The organism is Rhodococcus sp. AC861 (assembly GCF_979256035.1).
Genome location: NZ_CEEDMW010000007.1, coordinates 73,035 through 91,288 on the forward strand (window position 1 = coordinate 73,035; position 18,254 = coordinate 91,288).

The following is an 18,254-nucleotide window of genomic DNA, read 5'->3' on the forward strand; positions in this document are numbered from 1 at the left end:
CGACGGGACGGCGTCGACACGGACGAGAGGGGGCAGCGATGCTCTGGGCCGCGCTGTCGAGCATCGTCGGCGGGATTCTCCTCGTCGCCGGAGTTCCGAAACTGAAGGACGACGGCAGGACGGTACGCGCTGTCAAGGGCTACCGACTGCTTCCCGACGCGGCCGCGACCGTCGTCGGCAGGACATTGCCCGCAGCCGAGGTGGCAGTGGGGTGCGTGCTGGTTCTCGGAATCGCACCGTTCCTCAGTGGTCTCGCCGCCGCAGCGTTGTTCGCGGCGTTCTTCGCGGGACTGGCAGTCAACCTGGCGCGTGGTCGCCGGGACCTCGACTGCGGGTGCTTCGCCTTCGCCGCCGGCGGCGACGAAATCCCGCACATCGGGTGGTGGCACGCCGCGCGGGCCGCCGGGTTCGCCTTCGCCGCGGCAGTGGTGACGGCGACGCCCCAGCTCGGTGTCGTCGACCGTGTCGTCGGTGCAGCCGTCGGACTCTTCGTCGTGGGCATGGTGTGCGTCGCGATGTATGCCAGGTCCGTCATGTCCTTCGGCCGTCGCCCTATCGACGACTACCTCACCAACGCGGCGATCGAGTTCCGCGCCACCTCGTCCGTCAGCCGTTACTGATTTCCGAAAGGCTCTTCGATGACCGTCTTCCTCGTCACCATGGTTCTCGTCCTGACCGTTGCCGTTGCCGTCCTGCTGTTGATGATTCTGGGTCTCGCTCGGGAGATCGGCCGCGTCCAGGTGCGGCTCGGTCCACTGGGGGCTCGCATGATGGACACGGGGCCCAAGATCGAACAGGTCGGGCCGACCTTCCACGGGCTCACCGACCACGTCGGTCGGACTGTCAGCGTCGGCGGACACAGAGACCGTCCGCAGCTGCTCCTCTTCACGGCACCTGGATGCTCGACGTGCAAATCCCTTCTCCCGGGCATGAAGTCGATGGCCAAGGGCGAAGGCGACCTGGACATCGTGATGATCTCGGACGGCACCCCCGCGGAGCACGCCGAGTTCCTCGCCGGCGCAGGCATCGGCTCGGAGATGAGCTACGTCGACGGCCGCGACGTCGGCATCGCGTACCAGGTGGGCACCACACCTTTCGGAGTGATGCTCGACCAGCACGGGAAGATCAAGGCCAAGGGCCTCTGCAACCACATGGCCCAGGTCGAAAGTCTGCTCAACGCACTCGAATCCGACACCCCGTCGCTCCAGCACCTCCACACCCGCGCCGCCTTGAACCGCGCGGGCGTTGCCTGACCATTTCCCACCCCCACTTCTCGAGCGGAGAGCACATGGACCAACACTCGCACCCACACGATCCCCAGTCCGCGGCCGGCACCGAGCAGCGCTTCCCTGTCGACGAGAACACCGTCGCCGAGCAGGCGGAGTGGATGGCAGGACGAGGCGGGAGTTTCGCCAGCAGGTCCGGCCGCAGACTGTCCGAACGCGTGTCGCGCCGATCGATGATCTCGAGGATCGGCCGCTGGACGCTGGGAGCCTCGGGAGTCGCCGTCGTGAGCTCGCTTCCCGTCTCGCGTGCCTACGCCCAGGAAACTCCCGCGGCGCCCACCCCGGAACCGCAGGTGCCCGAGTACACCGGATCCAATCCGGCCGAATGCGACTACTGGCGGTGGTGCAGTATGGACGGAACATCCTGTGCTGCATGTGAAGGCGGTGGACTCACCACTTGCGCCCCGGGGTCCAAGCCCGGTGCGGAGTTCTGGGTGGGGTGCTGTACCAACCCGGCCGACGACAAAACCTACCTGATCGCCTACTACGACTGCTGCGGTGCACCGAGCTGCTCCAACGCCTTCTGCGGCGAACCGGACATGCAGGCGACGATGTACAACCCGGTCAGCGGCAGCTACGACCAGGAGATCATCTGGTGCGTATCGGACGAATCCCAGGCGTACACGTGCACCATGGCGCCGATCGTCGGCGCCGACTGCCAGGCACGTCCGGCGGCACGGCCCAAGGTGGGTGCGGGCTCGTGAGGCGACCACGTTCCGCGCTGCTCGTCGCAGCGCCCCTGGCCGCTCTGCTCGCCGTGACGTCGTGCAGTTCCTCGAGCGACGACACCGAGGACGCCGCGTCGTCGACCGACGTGACCTATCCCAGCGTCGAGTTCACGGCGCCGGGCGACGGTATCGGGCTCGGAACCGAGGACCAGGAAATCACCGGCGAGATCCCCGAACCGCTGCACGTCGGGGAGATCACGCCGATCGGCGCCGACCAGATTCTGGGTATCGAGGGCGGCTTCGGCAAACTCGAGATGACGGTCAACGCCATCGATCCGGCGTCCGGCGACATCACTACCCGTGTCACTGTCGGCCCCGGTATCTGGGATCCCGTCGTACACGGCTTCGTCGGCGAGACCCCCAGTGACCCTGCCGTTCTCGCGGCCGAGGTCTGGCGCCCGCGTGGATCCCGCGGCGCTGCGGATTTCGTCGTCAGTACGTACTCCGGCAACCTGCTCGAACCGAAGGAAGCCGTCCTTCCCGATGTAGCCCGAGTGCATTCGCGCGAAGGCTCGAACGCCGTCACCTCGGACGGCAAGTATTTCGTCAGCTGGGACGACGGCCTCTACGGAATCAGGGTGGTCGACCTGGAAGCGGGCACGGAAAGCGGCGCTCTTCGCATCGTGGGGTGTGGACCGTTCACGTGGATGGTCGGTCACGATCTCTACAGCGTGTGCGAAGACACCCGAGAGTTGCTGCACATCAACATCGGTGACGACGGAGTGCCCACCGAGGTGGGCCGCGAGAAGGTCCTGCCCGACGACTTCGTCAGCGCCCGCAAGACGACGTTCGCTGCCGACGCGTCGAAGGCTTTGCTCGTGAGCGAGAACGGTGACGTCTTCGTGTTCGACTTCTCCGACGGCCTTCCGACCGCACCCGTCACTCCCGTCGGCAACGCCGGTGATCCGTCGGGCCGGTTCTCCGAGAATGTCATCAATGCCGACGGGACTCGTCTCGCCGTCACGTACACCGACAGCATCGTTCACCCGGACTCCGCACGTGGCGGTTCGGTGGCCAAGGTGGTGGTGTTCGACGCCGCGAACCTCGCACCTGTTCGGTCGTACTCGTTGGCGGACATCGGGATCGAGAGCTTCACCTCCATGGCGTACAGCGTGGACGGTCGTACCTTCTACGTGCTGGGCGACGGCGCGGAAGTCGATGGTGAAGCTCCGCAGAAGCTGGTCGGCTTCGATGCCACCAGCGGCGAGCAGGTCTCGTCCGTCGACCTCGACGGCAACGTGAACGCGGTGACGACGCTCATCACTCCCGAGGTGATCGAATGACTCGACCGGCACCCCGGTCGATGCTCGATCGCCGACGGTTCCTGTCCTTGGCGACAGCCGGCGTAGGCCTGGCAGGAATCGGCGCACTCGGTGTGGCCGGATGCAGTTCCGATTCCGGATCTGCATCCGGCTCCGGCGAGAAGCTCGACTACATCTCGCCCACGGACCCGGAGGTTGCGGCGGCCGAGGCAGCGCGGTCGTCGACAGGCCGGACCGCCTCGTTCGCACTCGCCGCGGGTCTCTCGACCGTCGACCTCGGCGGCCGACTGGTGAACACGTGGACCTACGGCGCCGGTGCCGTTGCGCCGGAACTGCGGCTGAGCGCGGGAGACACTCTGACCGCGTCGGTCAGCAACGGTGTCCCCGCCGACACCAGCATCCATTGGCACGGCATCCGCGTCCGCAACGACATGGACGGTGTGCCACCGGTGACGCAGGCGGCCATCGCGTCGGGATCTACGTTCGACTATTCCTTCGTCGCGCCTGATCCCGGAACCTACTGGTATCACTCGCACTCGGGACTGCAGGCCGACCGCGGGTTGTTCGGTGCTCTGATCGTCGAAGATCCGAACGATGCATCGGGTGCCGACGCGGATGCCGTTCTCGTGCTGGACGACTGGGTCGACGGGATGGGAACGACACCCGACGCCGTGATGGCCGCTCTCAACCCCGCTCTCAGCGGCGGACATGCCGGCCACGGCGGAGGCGCAGCCATGCCGGCTCCCATCGGTGCCGACGACGCGGCGGTGGCGACGTCACTGACCTCGGGCGGACACGGCGACTCCGCCGTCCTCGGCGGTATGACCCAGCACATCGCCTACCCGATGCACCTCGTCAACGGCCGACCTCCGAACGATCCGGCGGTGATCGAGGCCGCGCCGGGATCCCGGTTGCGACTGCGCATCATCAACGCGGGTGCCGAGACGCCCTATAGATTCGCCGTCGCCGGTCACCGGCTGACCGTGGTGGCAGTGGACGGTTACGACGTGGTGCCCACCGAGACGGACGCCATCCTGATCGGCATGGCGCAGCGCTACGACGTCATGGTGACCGTTGCCTCCGGTGCGTGGCCCGTCGTCGCCGCGGTCGAAGGCCGACCGGGATACGCGTCGACAGTTCTCCGGAGCACCGACGCGGCGCCTCTCGCGAACCCCGATGTGGGTGGAACTATCCCCGAGTTGTCGCGGCAGCTCGTTCTCGAGAGTGATCTCCGTCCGGCCGAGAGTGTCGTTCTGTCCCCGAAGCCGGTGGACCGCGACTACCGGGTCGATCTGCTGCAGGCGGGCGACCGCTACGTGTGGGCGATGGCCGGAGCCGATGCGGGCAAGCTCGTCATGAAGCAGGGCGAGCGCGTGCGCATCACGATGACCAACACCTCCACGATGTGGCACCCGATGCACACGCACGGACACACCTTTTCGATACCCGACTACGGCGGCTTGCGCCGCGACACGGTCAACGTCCTCCCCGGCACCTCCCTGGCGATCGAGTTCGACGCGGACAACCCGGGGGAGTGGATGTTCCATTGCCACAACGCCTATCACTTCGAAGCGGGTATGACCGCGAACATGATGTACATCAGATGAGAGGCACAGTCATGAAGAGATTTCTGGTACTTCTCGCGACCCTGTCGGCACTTCTCGGGCTCACCGCCTGCAGCAGCGAGGAGGAGGGGAGTGCGGCGCCGGCTGCGACGGTCACGGTGGAGAACATGAGCTACAACCCCGCGTCGGTCACCATCAAGAAGGGTGAGACGGTGCAGTGGGTATTCGCAGACAACGGATTGCCGCACGACGTCGTGGAGGACAGTAGCGGCCTGTTCACGAGCGAGCTTCTGACCGAGGGCGACTATTCCTACACCTTCGACGAAGCCGGGACCTTCGACTACCACTGCACTCCGCACCCGATGATGCTCGGAACAGTGATCGTCGAAGAGTGAGAACCGTTGTCGCTGTTGCCGTTCTGCTTCTGGCCGTGGGCTGCACGTCGGAGCCCGATGTCGACGCGACAGTGCTGATCAGCAACATCAGGTTCGAACCGCGGGAGGTGCACATCCCGGTGGGCGGCACCGTCGAGTGGACGTTCGACGACGGGGGTCTGCTGCACGAGGTCCATGCCGACGGCGTGTTCGACAGTGGTGTCAACGGCGACAGCACCTTCCGGTTCACCTTCGAGGAGGCCGGGGACGTCGAGTACCACTGCTCCATCCATCCCTACATGTCAGGAACCATCCACGTCGGCTGACGTGACCGAAGAACTGGAGGCACCATGACCACCATCATCGACCACACTGCGCTGCAACATGACATGCCGCAGATGCGTCCGACACTGACCGGATCCGTCGGGGTCCGCACACGTGCCGGCCTGACTGCGGCGTTGGCAGCCGTGGGCGCAGGCGCGGCACTCGTAACGGCACCCAGTCCCTCGGTGGGTCTGACCGGAACAGTGGTCGGCGCAGGCGCCGTCACCGCTCTGGCCGCCAACTGGTCGACGTGCGGCATGTCCGTCGCCGGCGTCGTCGTGGCCCCCAAACAGCCCGGCCGCGCGGGGTCGTCGACTCCGATGCGACGGTTGGGGTGGCATGCGCTGGGATCGGTAGCCACGGGTTCGGTGACCGGTGTCGCAGTCGGCGTTCTCGGACATCTGGCGCTCGGTTCAGTGCCGGTGGGCCTCCTTCTCGGCGTATGGGCAACGCTTGCACTGCTGTACGGACTGCACGAACTCGGCGTCCTCCGTATGCCGACTCCGATGCGTCGACAGCAACTTCCGCGCCACCTCCGTCGGAGCATGGAACCGTGGAAGGTGTCGCTGCTGTTCGGCGCGATCATCGGCCCCGGCTTCCTGATCTACATCAGGTCCAGTGCCTACTACCTGATGGCGCTGGGGGTTGCCGCGGTCGGCTCGCCGACCCTGGGCGCCGCGGTCTTCGTCGCAGTCTCCCTCGGTCGGTGCATGCCCAGTGCGCTCGCGATCCTGCACACCCGACGCGGTGGATCGATGCCCGGCTTCCTGTCGTTGATGTGCCTCGTCGACCGTCGGGTCCAGGCCCTCACAGGAGCGGTCCTGGTGGGACTCGCTGTCTACGCAGGCATCGCAGCCCTGTGATCGGTCGGTGCGGCCGACGGGAATCGTCGGCCGCACCGATCAGACCCACCCCACGCCCATGAGCGGCTGCTGGTGTTCGCAGATCGAGTACTTGGGCTCCCACGGGAAGTGGCCGTCCAGATCCGGCCACACCAGTTGAAGTGCAGTGAAATTGGTATACAGGGCGTCGGTGACCACCATGTCCGACGTGGTGACGACCTGGATGACGACGATGTCGGGCTCCTCACCCGACGCACTGTGGATCATGATCCCCGACGTCAACCCGAACCCCGCCACCATCTGCGTCGCCATGTCGTTGAGCAGGCTGCCCGAGAGGTGTAGCGGAAGTCCGTAAACGATCAGCTCCGGCAGTGAGCGTTCCGTGAGCCCCGTCGTATAGGCGAAGTCGGGGTGTTCGTGTCCTGAACCCGCGACCGCCGTCACCGCCCACCCATGGCGAGCGATTTTCTTCTTGATGTCTGGCACAGAAATGCACCCGTTGCACATAAATTCCCCCCGGAAGTCGATGCGGAGGGAGAAGGTAGCGCGGTGGTCCGACAGAAGCGCCGACTACTAGCCCCGCGCTGCCTTCAGGTGCCCCTCGGACACGGCCTTGAGGTGGGTGAGGTCCGAGGCTACGGTCGCGAAGGTGTAGCCCTGCGCCAGGCGCTTCGCTGCGACCTCGCCGGAGGGGGTGTGGATGCCGGCCGCGATACCTGCAGCGGCGGCAGCTTCCTGCACTCGCACCACAGCAGCGTCGAACACGTCGTCCACGGAGCTGTCCGAGGGGGAGGCGCCACCGACGGCGATGCGCAGGTCCGACGGTCCGACGTACACGCCGTCGAGTCCGGGCACGGCGCAGATGGCCTCGACGTTCTCGAGGCCGTCGGGCGTCTCGATCATCGCGAGCACCACGACACCGTCGTTCGCGTCGGCGGGCAGGGGGCCGACGCGCAGCTGTGAGCGCATCGGGCCGTACGAGCGCACGCCGGCAGGGGGATAGCGCACGTAGGAGACGGCGCGGGCGGCGTCCTCGGCGGTGTCGATCAGCGGCACGATGACGCCGCGCGCACCGGCGTCGAGCGCCTTGCCGATGTAGGTCTGGTCGTTGGACTCGACCCGCACGAGTCCGGCCGGGCCCTGCGCCGCGTCGATGGCGGTGAGGCCGCGCAACATCCCGTCGTAACCGATGAGGCCGTGCTGCAGATCGAGGCAGATGTAGTCCCACCCGACGTGGGCGAGCCACTCGGTGGAGACGGGGGAGTCGATGACGGACCAGTAGCCCAGTGCCCGTTCACGGGAACGGATGCGACGGGCGAAATCGGCGGCAGACATGAAGGGTTTCCTATCGGTTGTAGGCAGGCATGGGACCGCGCAGTGCCGCACCGACCTCGTCGCACGCGGAGACGACGTCGTCGGTCAACGGACCGCGGCCCAGGGCGTCGATGTTGGCCTGCAGGTGGCTGGTCTTGGAGCCGCCCAACAGAATCGGTCCGGTGAGGGGCTTCGATCGCAACCAGCGCAGGGCGAGCTCGGTGAGCGGCATGCCGGCGTCCGACGCCACCGCGGACAGGCGCGTGATCGCGTCGAAGATCTGGGTATTCCAGTACCGTTCGCGGTACATCTCGGCCAGGCGCGAGTCGCCGAACCGTCCCTCGCCGGGCGCTTCGTCGAACGAGTGCTTGCCGGTGAGGAGGCCGCCGCCCAACGGGTTGTAGACCATCGTGGTGATGCCGCTGACGGCCGCGAACTCGGCGTACTCCTCCTCGACGCGGCGGGCCAGCAAGTTGTAGAGCTGCTGCGCGACGACGGGTCGCGGCGCACCCACCTCGTCGCACACGCGATTCACCTCGGCGATCTGCCAAGCAGCGAAATTCGAGACGCCGAGCGCCCCCACCTTGCCTTCTGCCACCAACTTGGCGACGGTCCCGAGGGTGTCCTCGAGCGACGACGCGCGGTCGGGCTGGTGCAGGTAGAAGAGGTCGACGTGGTCGGTGCCGAGCCGGCGCAGGCTGGCCTCGAGTCCGAGCCGCAGCCCCTCCGGCGACAGGGGCGAGTGGCCGTCGGCGTCACCGAGGAACATGCCGCCCTTGGTGGCGAGGGTGACCTCGTCGCGTCGACCGGCGAGCAACTGCGCGAGGATGCGTTCGGACTCGCCGCCCGCATATCCGTTGGCGGTGTCGATGTGGGTGATGCCGGCGTCGAGTGCGGTGTCGAGCAGAGCGCGCGACCCCTCGAGGTCGACCGTGTCACCGAAGGTCATGGTGCCCAGCACCATCGGGCCGAAAGACAGGGAGCCGAACATCATGCGGGAACTCCAGAGGTAGGTGCCGGTCGACCCGACAGAACGTAGCGCGGCTTGACGCCCTCCATCGTGGAGGGGTCGAGTGCCGCGGCGCGGAGTGCTGCCGTATACGGGTGCTGCGGGTTGGTCAGAACGTCTGTGGTGGAGCCGCTCTCGACCACGCCGCCCTTGCGCATCACGACCACGTTGTCGCTGATCTCCCGCACCACGCCGAGGTTGTGCGAGATGAAGACGTACGTGATGCCGGTGTCGTGCTGGATGGTGCGCAGCAGGTCGAGCACCTGCGCCTGCACCGACACGTCGAGCGCACTGGTGGCCTCGTCGCACACGAGGATCTCGGGTTCGGACGCCAGGGCACGCGCGATGCCGATGCGCTGACGCTGGCCCCCCGAGAACTCGCCCGGTCGGCGGTGCAGGGACGACGCCGGCAGCTGGACCTGGTCGATCAGCTCGGCGGCACGTCGGGCCCGGTCCGCCTTGGAGCGAACACCTTTGAGGCGCAGCGGCTCACCGACGATGTCGACGGCCGTGAGATGCGGATCCAGCGAACCGTACGGATCCTGGAAGACCATCTGCACGCGCGAGCGGAAGGGCTTGAGGGCCCGCTCCTTCATCCGGGCGATGTCGACCCCGTCGACGAGGATCCGCCCCGACGTCGGTGTCAGCAGCCGGACGATCGACTTGGCGATGGTCGACTTCCCGCAGCCGGACTCGCCGACGATCGCGAGGGTCTCGCCCTTGTCGACGCTGAAGCTGACGCCGTCGACGGCGCGGAAGGTGCCGGTGGAGACGGGATACTCGACGACCAGGTCGTCGACGGTCAACAGGCTCATGCCGGGACTCCTTGATCGGCGGGTGCGCCCGACCAGGTGCCCAGCTGGGGGACCGCGTCGAGAAGCTTCTTGGTGTAGGCGTTCTGGGGATTGCGAACCATCGACTGGGCGTCGCCGCTCTCGACGAAACGTCCCGACTTCATGACGTGGATCCGGTCGGACATCAGCCGGGCCACACCCAGGTCGTGGGTGATGAGCAGCATGCCGATGCCGGTGCGCTCCTGCAGTTCGAGCATGAGGTCGAGGATGCTGGCCTGGACGGTGACGTCGAGTGCGCTGGTGGGTTCGTCGGCGACGATGAGGTCGGGATCTGCAGCCAGGGCGCATGCGATGAGGACACGCTGCAACATGCCGCCCGACAACTGGTGCGGGTACCTGTTCAGCTGGTCCGCCGGGTTGACGATGTGGACCTGATCGAGCAGCTCGACGGCGCGGGTGGTCTGCGCGGACTTGCCGCGGACACCGCTGTGGTGGATGGCTTCTCGCAGCTGCGACCCCACCGTGTGAACGGGGGAGAGGGCCGTCATCGGGTCCTGGGGAATGAGGGCGATGTCCGCTCCTCGGACCTTCCGCAGCGCTTTGTCGTCGCCGAGGATGTCGGTCCCTTTCCAGCGTGCGCGGCCGGAGAGGACCGCGAGATCGTCGGGCAGCAGCCCGAGGATCCCCATGGCGGTGGTCGACTTGCCGGAGCCGGACTCGCCGATGATGCAGACGGTCTCGCCCGGCGCGATGTCGAAGGAGACCCCGTCGACGGCGCGGACGATGCCGTTGTCGGTGACCAGCTCGATCTGCAGTTCGTCGACGGTGAGCAGTGACTCGGTCATGTCAGGCCTTCTTTCCCGAGATGGCGAAGCGCCCCAGCAGAGCCTTGAGGCCCGAGCCGGCGGGACGGTCGCGCAGACCGTCGCCGAGGAGGTTGACGCCGATGACGAGGAGCACGATGACGAGGCCCGGCAGGGTGACCAGCCACCACGACGTCGTGATGTAGTCCTGGCCGTCGGAGATGATGCGGCCCCACGTGGCGAACGGTCGCTGCGGTCCGGCGCCGAGGTAGCTCAGGGCGGACTCGAGGAGCACCGCCTGCGCGAGGAGGAGCAGCACCACCAGCGAGGTCTGCTTGATGACGTTCGGGATGATGTGGCGCGTGAGGATGGCGACCTTGCCGAGGCCGAGTACCCGCGACGCGGCGACGTAGGGCTTCTCGCGCTCCACGAGCACCAGAGAGCGCGTCAGGCGGGCGATTTCGGGCCACTGCGCGATCGCGATGACGAACGTGATGACCGGGATGGACGGCCCGAAGAGGGCGACGACGAGGAGCAGCATCATGAGCAGCGGCAGGGACAGCTGCGCTTCGAGCAGTCGGCTGATGACAGTGTCGACCCAGCCGCCGAAGTAACCGGCCATGGAGCCGAGGGTCAGGCCGATGAGTCCGGAGACCAGCACGGCGAGGATGCCGACGAGCAGTGACACCTGGCCGCCGTAGAGAACGCGGGCGAGAAGGTCGCGTCCGAGCTGATCGGTTCCGAACAGGTGGCCGTCGGTAAGCGGTGCGAGACGGCGGGCACCGAGGTCGGTGGCGTCCGGATCTTGCAGCGGCAGAACACGAGCGAACGCGACGGGGAGGATCACGACGAGTGCGCAGACGCTGCCCACCCAGATCTTCAGTCGGCTGTCGCGGGCGCGCCGAGTGGAGCCTGCCTTGGCGATGTCCTTCGCGGTGACCGCCGACGGGCGCTCCGCCTGCGGGGGCTCGAGTGTTGTGGTCATCTAGGACGTTCCCTTCCCCAGGCGGACGCGGGGGTCCAGAAGCGGGTAGCAGAGGTCGACGAGGAGCTGGACGAGGACGGCGAGCACCGCGGTGACGAGCACGGTGGCCTGGATGAGGGGGTAGTCGCGGGTCTCGAGTGCGCGGACGACGAGCGATCCGACACCGGGCCAGGCGAACACGACCTCGACCACCACGACACCGTTGAGCATCGACGCGAAGCGCGTGCCGAGGGCGGTCAGGACCGGGATGGACGAATTGCGCAATGCGTAGCGCCAGATGAGTTTCCGCTCCGACACACCGCGCGCGCGGGCCACCGTCGCGTACTGGGACCCGAAGGCGCCGACCATCTCCCGACGCACCATGCGGGAGATCAGGGCGATCTGCAGGATGGCGACGGTGACCATGGGCAGGACGAGCGACGACCACGTGGCGAAGCCGGCGGCCGGGAAGATCGGGATCACCACAGCGAAGATGGTGATGAGCATCAGGCCCGTCCAGAAGTCGGGCATCGACTGTCCGGCGATCGTGACGACGTTGGCGCCCAGTTCGCGGCGGGTGTCCGCGCGGCGTGCCATCCAGACACCGAGCGGGATGGCCAGAAGCGTCGTCAAGCCGATCGAGGCGACCGTGAGCGTCAGTGTGTAGGGCAGTCGATCGAGCACCACGTCGAAGGCGGGCGCCTGGAACGAGTACGACGTCCCGAGGTCGAGCTGCAGCAGTCCCTGCAGGTACTTCAGGTACTGCGTAATGATCGACTGGTCCAGCCCCATGCTCTGACGGATCCGCTCGATGTCCTCGCTGGAAGCCAGCGGGCCCGCCATCGCGTAGGCGGGGTCGCCGGGTGCGAGACGTATCAGCACGAACACCGTAGTGAGCGTCAGGAAGATCGCGAGCGCGCTCTGACCGAGCCGCTTGACGATGTAGCGCGCAGTGCCCGCGGACTTCGACTTCGTCTTCGCGGGTTCGGCGGCCGGCGCGTCGGCGGGCGTGATCATGCCGGCGGTCACCGGGTCACCGTCCGTCGGACTGCGCATGTGTTCGTGGTGTGCATCGAACGACCTTTCGGGAGATGCCTCTGCGCTGGCTGGTCACGAGCGCGGGCTTCGATGTAACTCAGCTCACAATGACACTTGTGCGCGAATCACGCAAGTAGCAATTCGTAGTTGCGTGTTGTGTGCAGACCTGCGTACAGTCCAGGTGTGCTTGCGGTCACAGTGCAGCTCCGCTCCTGACCCGCAGCCCCTCATGACGCTCGAAGTTCGAAGAGAGGTCGACGATGACCAGATCACCGTTCAACCAGCAGTTCTCCCGTCGCAATCTCCTGCGCGGCGGGATGCTGCTCGGTGGTGGCGTGGTGTTGGGCGCGGGTGCCAGTGCGTGCGCCACGCCTACCGGCACACCGGGCCCGACCACGGTGAGTCTGGCGCTCAACCGGTCGCTGGTGAGCCTGGACAACAAGCTCAACCAATTCGACGCCGCCCTCACGGTGCAGCGCGGCGTGCGCCAGGCCCTCACCGAGATCGACGCGAACCTGAAGCCGCAGCTCGTCCTCGCCGACCGCTTCGATCTGGTCGAGCCCACCCGCTGGTTCGTGCACCTGCGTCAGGGCGCCGTGTACTCAGACGGCTCGCCCGTTCAGGTGCAGGACGTCGCGACGGCCATCCGGATGTACAGCGAGGTCGACGGATCGTTCGTCGGCGGCTTCTTCCCGGAGTGGCCAACGGTCGAGCAGATGGACGACACCAGCTTCTCGTTGCTGACCACCAAGCCCGTCCCCGTGCTCGATTACCTGATGTCCAACATCCTCATCACGCCGGCCGCGGACAACAAGCCCGAGGAACTGCAGACCGGTCTCGGCTCCGGCCCGTACGTCGTCACGTCGGCCGATCGCGGTACCGGCAACTACACGCTCGAACGCAACACCTCCTACTGGGGCCCGGCGCCGAACATCGAGACGGTGCGCGTGCGCTTCGTCCCCGAGGAGTCCTCGCGCGTCGTCACGCTGCGCAGCGGCGAGGTGGACGTCATCGATTCCATCACGCCCGACGCGGCGGACCAGCTCGAGGGCCTGTCGAACGTCGTGGTCGATCGTGTCGACGGCGTGCGGCTCAATCAGCTCTTCTACAACTTCCGCAAGCCTGCCGACCATCCGCTCGCCGATGCTCGGGTGCGCCGCGCGCTGACGTACGCCATCAACGGGCCGGCGCTGATCGACCAGGTGATGCAGGGATCGGCGACCGCGTCCAAGGGCGTCATCCCCGCGATCCTCGACGGCGCCATCGAGACCGGGGAGTACACGTACGACCCGGCGCGGGCGCGTGGCGAGCTCGACGCTCTCGGCATCTCCGATCTGGAACTCAAGATCATCTGGGAGTCGGGCGAGTTCGCTGCCGACACCGACATCATGGAGTCGGTCGTCCAGATGTTCTCGGCGATCGGCGTCCGCACCACGTTGCAGCAGTTCGAGCCCGGCGGCGACATCATGCAGTGGCGTCAGGGCAAGGCGGGCGACTGGGACGTCCTGGGCAACGGATTCCCGAGTCCGACAGGACTGGCGATCACCATCATGCAGGGTATGTACGCCGGCACCCCGGAGAAGGAGCAGACCCGAGACACCTACCACGGGTACATGTTCCCCGAGATCGCCGCGGCCATCGCGCGTGCGTCCGAGGAGGTCGACGAGACCCGACGCACTCAGCTTCTCGCCGATGCACAGCGCCAGATCTGGGACACCGTGCCCTGCCTGTGGTCCTTCGTTCCCAAGTCGGTGATGGCGCGTCGCGAACGCATCCAGGATGTGACCCTGCGTCCCACCAACTCCTACAACCTGTCCGCCGCGACACTCGTCAGTTGATCGAGGAGATCCCCGTGACCACCACACTGGATGCCGACGGCATCGTCCGCCCCACCGCCGAGCCCGGGCGCCGTGATGCGCTGTTGACCCCGCCCGAGGTGCAGAACCACGCGGCCAATCTGGCTGTGCTGCCGGACGGTTCGCTTGCATGCGTCTGGTTCGCCGGCACACAGGAAGGCGTTCCGGACATCAGCGTGTGGTTCTGCCGACGGGACGGCGACGAGTGGTCGCAGCCGATCCGGCTGTCGGACGACGGGACGCGGTCGGAGCAGAATCCCGTGCTGAACGTGCGTGAGTCCGGTGAGATCTGGCTGCTGTGGACCTCGCAGCACGCCGGCAACCAGGACACCGCACGGGTGCTGCGGCGGATCTCGCCGGACGGCGGGCGCACCTGGGGCGAGACCGACGTCCTGATCCCGGAGACCGAGGCCGGTGGCGTGTTCGTGCGCCAGCCCATGGTCACGCTGCCGTCCGGCCGAATTCTGTTGCCCGTCTTCCACTGTGTCCGCATCGAGGGACGCAAGTGGGTGGGCGACCGCGATTACTCCGGCGTCATGGTGTCGGACGACGACGGTGCCACGTGGCGCGAGGTGGTCGTTCCCGACAGCATCGGGTGCGTCCACATGAACATCGGCCGGGTGTCCGACGGTCAGCTCGTCGCCCTCTACCGCAGCCGCTGGGCGGACCACGTCTACCGTTCCGTCTCCGACGACGACGGTGACACGTGGAGCGCTCCCGTCCCCACCGAGCTGCCCAACAACAATTCGTCGGTGCAGTTCGTCGTGCTGGCCGACGATCGACTCGCCCTGGTGTACAACGAGTCCAGTCGTGAGGACGCCACGGCGCGCCGACTGTCGCTGTACGACGAGATCGACGATCACGGCATCGCGGACAAGCAGGAAACGGTCGAGGAAGACTCGCCTCTGGACGACGGCGACCCGCGGCACGCCTTCTGGGGCGCACCCCGAGCGCCGATGGCCCTGGCGATCTCATCCGATCGCGGTGTCACCTGGCCGGTGCGCCGAAACCTGGAGGAGGGCGACGGGTACTGCCTGTCGAACAACTCCCGCGACGGATTGAACCGCGAGTTCTCGTACCCGTCCATCGTGGCCGACGGTCCGACGCTGCACGTGGCCTTCACGCGCTTCCGTCAGGCCATCGAGTACTGCGAGGTGCAGCCGGAGTGGCTGTCGTGAAGCACGCCGTCGTCACGGGCGTCAGCTCGGGAATCGGTGCGGCCACAGCACTCTCGCTTCTCGACGACGGGTGGCGCGTCACCGGGCTGGGTCGTCGGACGCCACAGCTCGAGCACGACAACCTGACGTGGGTCGAGGCCGACCTGGGCGATCTGGACGCGGTGGCATCGGTCGCGTCGGGCCTCTCCGCGGTCGATGCCGTCGTTCACGCTGCGGGACTGCAGCGTTCGGCACCGCTCGGGTCGCTGAACGTCGACGACCTCCGCGACATGTGGCAGGTCCATGTCGCCGCGGCCGAGGTCCTGGTGAACGGCGTGGTCGATGCTCTGGAGCCCGGTGCCCGCGTCGTCCTCGTCGGAAGTCGCACCATGACCGGTAATGCCGGCAAGAGCCAGTACGTCGCCACGAAGTCCGCGCTGACGGGCATGGCACGGTCGTGGGCCATAGAACTGGTGTCCCGCGGCATCACCGTCAACGTCGTCGCGCCAGGACCCACGGACACCGCCATGCTGGGGGATCCGTCCCGCGCGCACACTCCGCCCAAGCTCCCGCCCCTCGGAGCCTTCATCGACCCGTCGGAGGTCGCGGGGCTCATCGGCTTCCTGCTCGGCCCTCTCGGTCGCAACATCACCGGACAGGCGATCGTGCAGTGCGCGGGAGCGTCGTTGTGAACCACCTGCGCGAAACACGCAACTGGGCTACAGTTGTATGCGTGGTTCGCGCAACAAGAGGAAGGGCGGTACGAGGATGACCTCACTCGTCGTACTGGCCGACGACCTCTCCGGCGCCGCCGAGGTGGCCGGGGTGTTCCTCGACCGCACGCCCGACGTGTCTTTGACTCTCGACGCCGTGATCGGTTCCGCGGCAGTCTCCGTCGTGGATCTCGACACCCGAGCGATGGCCGCCGAGCAGACGGAACTGCTGGTGTCGTCCGCGCTGCGCTCCGTCCCGTCGGGCGGCCGGGTTCTCGCGAAAATCGACTCGTTGCTGCGGGGCAACGTCGCAGCCACGGTGCGCGCCCTGTCCGAGCGCGGGCCGGTGGTAGTCGCCGGCGGCCTCCCGCTGCTGAACCGGGTCGTCCGCGACGGCGTACTCCACGTCGACGGTGTGCGGCTCGCCGACACCGACCTGTGGCATGCCGAATCCGAGGCGCCGCCGGAATCGTTGCCGCACATGCTCGATGCTCCGCTCGTCAGCATCGACGCGCTCTCCGCCACGGCCGGGGTCGTCGTGTGCGACATCGAGTCCGATGCCGATCTCGACGCGGTGGTGGCGGCAGTGGCGGAGCGACCCGACGTGATCCTGGTGGGCACCTCGGCGCTTGCCGCGGCTGTCGCCCGGAATCTCGGTGGTACTGCGACGCCTCACTCCGTCTCGCGTACGGGCGATCCCGTGCTCGTCGTCGTGGGCACCGCATCCTCGGTGGCCGTCGATCAGGTGCGGCGTCTCGCCGAGGACGGCGTGCGACTGCTGGCCGTGGACGCGGGTGATGTGCTTGCCGGCCTCGCCGACGCACGGGAGCTCTCCTCCGCCCTGCGCGACGGCTCGGTCGCGCTTACCGTGACCGGCTCCGTGGACGTCGCACGAACCCGTGACCTGTCCGTCGCCCTGGCCGAGTACGTCCGAGCCGGCACCGACGGACTGTCGGTCGACCTCGCGCTCACCGGCGGTGAGACGGCACGGGCCGTCATCACCGCGCTCGGCATCGACACCCTGCGCCCGCTCGGGCACGTGCATTACGGCGCCGTCGTGTCCGTCGACCCGCGGGGCCGACGCGTCGTCACGCGGCCGGGAAGTTTCGGTGATCGAGACAGCCTGTCCGCCATCCATTCCTACCTCACCGGCGGCTCGCCGGACACCACGCTCCGACCGAAGGACACAGCCATGACATCGACCGATCTCCAGACTCTCGACCTGCCCGTCGTGGCCCTGACGATGGGCGACGGCGCGGGTATCGGCCCCGAGGTCATCGTCCCCGCCGTGCTCGACGCGAAGGTGGCGGGATGGTGCCGGCCCGTCGTCATCGGTGACGCCGCGCGTCTTCGCCTTGCCGCCGACGTCCTGGGTGTGCAGTGCGACATCGTCTCGATCGAGCGCATCGCGGACGCCGAGTTCACCAGCGGGCGCATCAACGTCGTCGACCTCGGGTTGCTGCCCGCGGATCTGGCATGGGGTGAGCTGTCCGCAGTGGCGGGGCATGCTGCCTACGAATACATCCGTGTCGCAGCGGAACTCGCCGTGGCGGGCGACGTCCAGGCCATCTGCACCGCACCGCTCAACAAGGAGGCGCTGCACGCCGCCGGACACATCTTCCCGGGCCACACCGAGCTGCTCGCGCACCTCACCGGTACCGAGGAGGTGTCGATGATGCTCTCGACGCCCAAGCTCAAGGTCATCCACGTGACCACCCACATCGGACTGCTCGACGCCGTCGCGAAGATCGAGCCGGGACTCGTCGAGCGCACCGTCCGCCGCGGGTACGAGGCGCTGGTGCGATCGGGGAACAGCAACCCGAAGATCGGCCTGTGCGGCATCAACCCGCACGCCGGCGAGAACGGCCTGTTCGGGTACGGCGAGGAGGATCAGAAGATCGTCCCGGCCGTCGAGAAGCTGCAGGCCGACGGGATCGACGCCGTCGGACCTCTGCCCGCGGACACTGCGTTCTTCCTCGCGGGTCGCGGTGACTACGACCTCATCGTCGCGATGTACCACGACCAGGGCCACGGACCTGTCAAGGTTCTCGGTATCGAGGCCGGCGTGAACATCACGGTGGGACTGCCCGTCATCCGCACCTCTGTGGATCACGGCACCGCGTTCGACATCGCGGGGAAGGGTATCGCCGAGGCCGGCAGCATGGTGGAAGCGCTGCGACAGGCCGCCGAACTGGCGACCAGCACCGCCGACGTCGGCTAGGTTT

Annotated in this window: 19 protein-coding genes; 12 read left to right on the plus strand and 7 right to left on the minus strand. The window is 67.3% G+C overall.

Annotated elements, in window-relative coordinates; genetic code table 11:
- The first annotated feature begins 38 nt into the window (after positions 1-38).
- From AC0IX4_RS20590 to AC0IX4_RS20625, 8 genes are read left to right on the plus strand one after another with little or no spacing between them, the layout of a single operon-like run.
- Positions 39-620, plus strand: a complete 582-nt coding sequence (locus tag AC0IX4_RS20590; RefSeq protein ID WP_471830799.1) for a MauE/DoxX family redox-associated membrane protein — start codon at positions 39-41, stop codon at positions 618-620.
- An 18-nt stretch (positions 621-638) separates the two neighbouring features.
- Entirely contained in the window at positions 639-1,253 is a 615-nt protein-coding gene (locus AC0IX4_RS20595; protein WP_471830801.1) for a thioredoxin domain-containing protein, read from the plus strand.
- A gap of 35 nt (positions 1,254-1,288) precedes the next feature.
- Positions 1,289-1,990 carry a methylamine dehydrogenase light chain gene (locus tag AC0IX4_RS20600; RefSeq protein ID WP_471830803.1) on the plus strand — a complete coding sequence of 234 codons (702 nt, stop codon included), beginning with the start codon at positions 1,289-1,291 and terminating at the stop codon, positions 1,988-1,990.
- Entirely contained in the window at positions 1,987-3,297 is a 1,311-nt protein-coding gene (locus AC0IX4_RS20605; protein ID WP_471830805.1) for a hypothetical protein, read from the plus strand. Before AC0IX4_RS20600 ends, AC0IX4_RS20605 begins: the two co-directional genes overlap by 4 nt.
- Positions 3,294-4,883: a multicopper oxidase family protein gene (locus AC0IX4_RS20610; protein WP_471830806.1), complete on the plus strand. Its 1,590-nt coding sequence runs from the start codon at positions 3,294-3,296 to the stop codon at positions 4,881-4,883. The genes AC0IX4_RS20605 and AC0IX4_RS20610 overlap by 4 nt, the downstream gene beginning before the upstream one ends.
- 11 nt (positions 4,884-4,894) lie before the next feature.
- A complete protein-coding gene (locus tag AC0IX4_RS20615) occupies positions 4,895-5,236 on the plus strand; it encodes a cupredoxin domain-containing protein (RefSeq protein WP_471830808.1) in 342 nt (113 codons plus the stop codon).
- Positions 5,233-5,541 (plus strand): cupredoxin domain-containing protein, encoded by a 309-nt coding sequence (locus AC0IX4_RS20620; RefSeq protein WP_042575610.1) that lies wholly within the window; start codon positions 5,233-5,235, stop codon positions 5,539-5,541. The genes AC0IX4_RS20615 and AC0IX4_RS20620 overlap by 4 nt, the downstream gene beginning before the upstream one ends.
- A gap of 24 nt (positions 5,542-5,565) precedes the next feature.
- The gene (locus tag AC0IX4_RS20625) at positions 5,566-6,402 is read left to right on the plus strand and encodes a methylamine utilization protein (RefSeq protein ID WP_471830810.1); all 837 of its coding nucleotides are present in this window, start codon (positions 5,566-5,568) and stop codon (positions 6,400-6,402) included.
- A gap of 39 nt (positions 6,403-6,441) precedes the next feature.
- Here AC0IX4_RS20625 and AC0IX4_RS20630 read toward each other — a convergent pair whose 3' ends face one another.
- From AC0IX4_RS20630 to AC0IX4_RS20660, 7 genes are all read right to left on the minus strand, one after another.
- Positions 6,442-6,867: a DUF4262 domain-containing protein gene (locus tag AC0IX4_RS20630; protein ID WP_471830812.1), complete on the minus strand. Its 426-nt coding sequence runs from the start codon at positions 6,865-6,867 to the stop codon at positions 6,442-6,444.
- Positions 6,868-6,954: 87 nt separating this feature from the next.
- Complete coding sequence (locus tag AC0IX4_RS20635; RefSeq protein WP_471830813.1) at positions 6,955-7,716, minus strand: HpcH/HpaI aldolase family protein; 762 nt, start codon at positions 7,714-7,716, stop codon at positions 6,955-6,957.
- A gap of 10 nt (positions 7,717-7,726) precedes the next feature.
- Positions 7,727-8,689, minus strand: a complete 963-nt coding sequence (locus AC0IX4_RS20640) for an aldo/keto reductase (protein ID WP_471830815.1) — start codon at positions 8,687-8,689, stop codon at positions 7,727-7,729.
- Positions 8,686-9,519, minus strand: coding sequence for an ATP-binding cassette domain-containing protein (locus AC0IX4_RS20645; protein ID WP_471830817.1), 834 nt, complete (start codon positions 9,517-9,519; stop codon positions 8,686-8,688). The genes AC0IX4_RS20640 and AC0IX4_RS20645 overlap by 4 nt, the downstream gene beginning before the upstream one ends.
- Complete coding sequence (locus tag AC0IX4_RS20650; protein ID WP_471830819.1) at positions 9,516-10,343, minus strand: ABC transporter ATP-binding protein; 828 nt, start codon at positions 10,341-10,343, stop codon at positions 9,516-9,518. Before AC0IX4_RS20650 ends, AC0IX4_RS20645 begins: the two co-directional genes overlap by 4 nt.
- A 1-nt stretch (position 10,344) precedes the next feature.
- Positions 10,345-11,286, minus strand: coding sequence for an ABC transporter permease (locus AC0IX4_RS20655; RefSeq protein ID WP_042575606.1), 942 nt, complete (start codon positions 11,284-11,286; stop codon positions 10,345-10,347).
- Entirely contained in the window at positions 11,287-12,321 is a 1,035-nt protein-coding gene (locus AC0IX4_RS20660) for an ABC transporter permease (protein ID WP_235579565.1), read from the minus strand.
- Positions 12,322-12,563: 242 nt separating this feature from the next.
- On the opposite strand from AC0IX4_RS20660, the gene AC0IX4_RS20665 reads away from it, so the two are divergent.
- The 4 genes from AC0IX4_RS20665 to pdxA all read left to right on the plus strand — a co-directional run bounded on the left by AC0IX4_RS20665 (position 12,564) and on the right by pdxA (position 18,250).
- Positions 12,564-14,141 carry an ABC transporter substrate-binding protein gene (locus AC0IX4_RS20665; protein ID WP_471830821.1) on the plus strand — a complete coding sequence of 526 codons (1,578 nt, stop codon included), beginning with the start codon at positions 12,564-12,566 and terminating at the stop codon, positions 14,139-14,141.
- A 14-nt stretch (positions 14,142-14,155) separates the two neighbouring features.
- Positions 14,156-15,337, plus strand: coding sequence for a sialidase family protein (locus AC0IX4_RS20670; protein WP_471830823.1), 1,182 nt, complete (start codon positions 14,156-14,158; stop codon positions 15,335-15,337).
- Complete coding sequence (locus AC0IX4_RS20675; protein ID WP_471830825.1) at positions 15,325-16,008, plus strand: SDR family NAD(P)-dependent oxidoreductase; 684 nt, start codon at positions 15,325-15,327, stop codon at positions 16,006-16,008. Before AC0IX4_RS20670 ends, AC0IX4_RS20675 begins: the two co-directional genes overlap by 13 nt.
- A gap of 76 nt (positions 16,009-16,084) precedes the next feature.
- Entirely contained in the window at positions 16,085-18,250 is a 2,166-nt protein-coding gene (gene pdxA / locus AC0IX4_RS20680; RefSeq protein ID WP_471830826.1) for a 4-hydroxythreonine-4-phosphate dehydrogenase PdxA, read from the plus strand.
- The last annotated feature ends 4 nt before the right edge of the window (positions 18,251-18,254 follow it).

Coding starts and splice junctions, on each gene's coding strand:
- AC0IX4_RS20640 (WP_471830815.1), bottom strand. CDS start 8,689: ATGATGTTCGGCTCCCTGTCTTTCGGCCCGATGGTGCTGGGCACCATG.
- pdxA (WP_471830826.1), top strand. CDS start 16,085: ATGACCTCACTCGTCGTACTGGCCGACGACCTCTCCGGCGCCGCCGAG.
- AC0IX4_RS20655 (WP_042575606.1), bottom strand. CDS start 11,286: ATGACCACAACACTCGAGCCCCCGCAGGCGGAGCGCCCGTCGGCGGTC.
- AC0IX4_RS20650 (WP_471830819.1), bottom strand. CDS start 10,343: ATGACCGAGTCACTGCTCACCGTCGACGAACTGCAGATCGAGCTGGTC.
- AC0IX4_RS20590 (WP_471830799.1), top strand. CDS start 39: ATGCTCTGGGCCGCGCTGTCGAGCATCGTCGGCGGGATTCTCCTCGTC.
- AC0IX4_RS20595 (WP_471830801.1), top strand. CDS start 639: ATGACCGTCTTCCTCGTCACCATGGTTCTCGTCCTGACCGTTGCCGTT.
- AC0IX4_RS20625 (WP_471830810.1), top strand. CDS start 5,566: ATGACCACCATCATCGACCACACTGCGCTGCAACATGACATGCCGCAG.
- AC0IX4_RS20665 (WP_471830821.1), top strand. CDS start 12,564: ATGACCAGATCACCGTTCAACCAGCAGTTCTCCCGTCGCAATCTCCTG.
- AC0IX4_RS20610 (WP_471830806.1), top strand. CDS start 3,294: ATGACTCGACCGGCACCCCGGTCGATGCTCGATCGCCGACGGTTCCTG.
- AC0IX4_RS20645 (WP_471830817.1), bottom strand. CDS start 9,519: ATGAGCCTGTTGACCGTCGACGACCTGGTCGTCGAGTATCCCGTCTCC.
- AC0IX4_RS20635 (WP_471830813.1), bottom strand. CDS start 7,716: ATGTCTGCCGCCGATTTCGCCCGTCGCATCCGTTCCCGTGAACGGGCA.
- AC0IX4_RS20600 (WP_471830803.1), top strand. CDS start 1,289: ATGGACCAACACTCGCACCCACACGATCCCCAGTCCGCGGCCGGCACC.
- AC0IX4_RS20615 (WP_471830808.1), top strand. CDS start 4,895: ATGAAGAGATTTCTGGTACTTCTCGCGACCCTGTCGGCACTTCTCGGG.
- AC0IX4_RS20660 (WP_235579565.1), bottom strand. CDS start 12,321: ATGCGCAGTCCGACGGACGGTGACCCGGTGACCGCCGGCATGATCACG.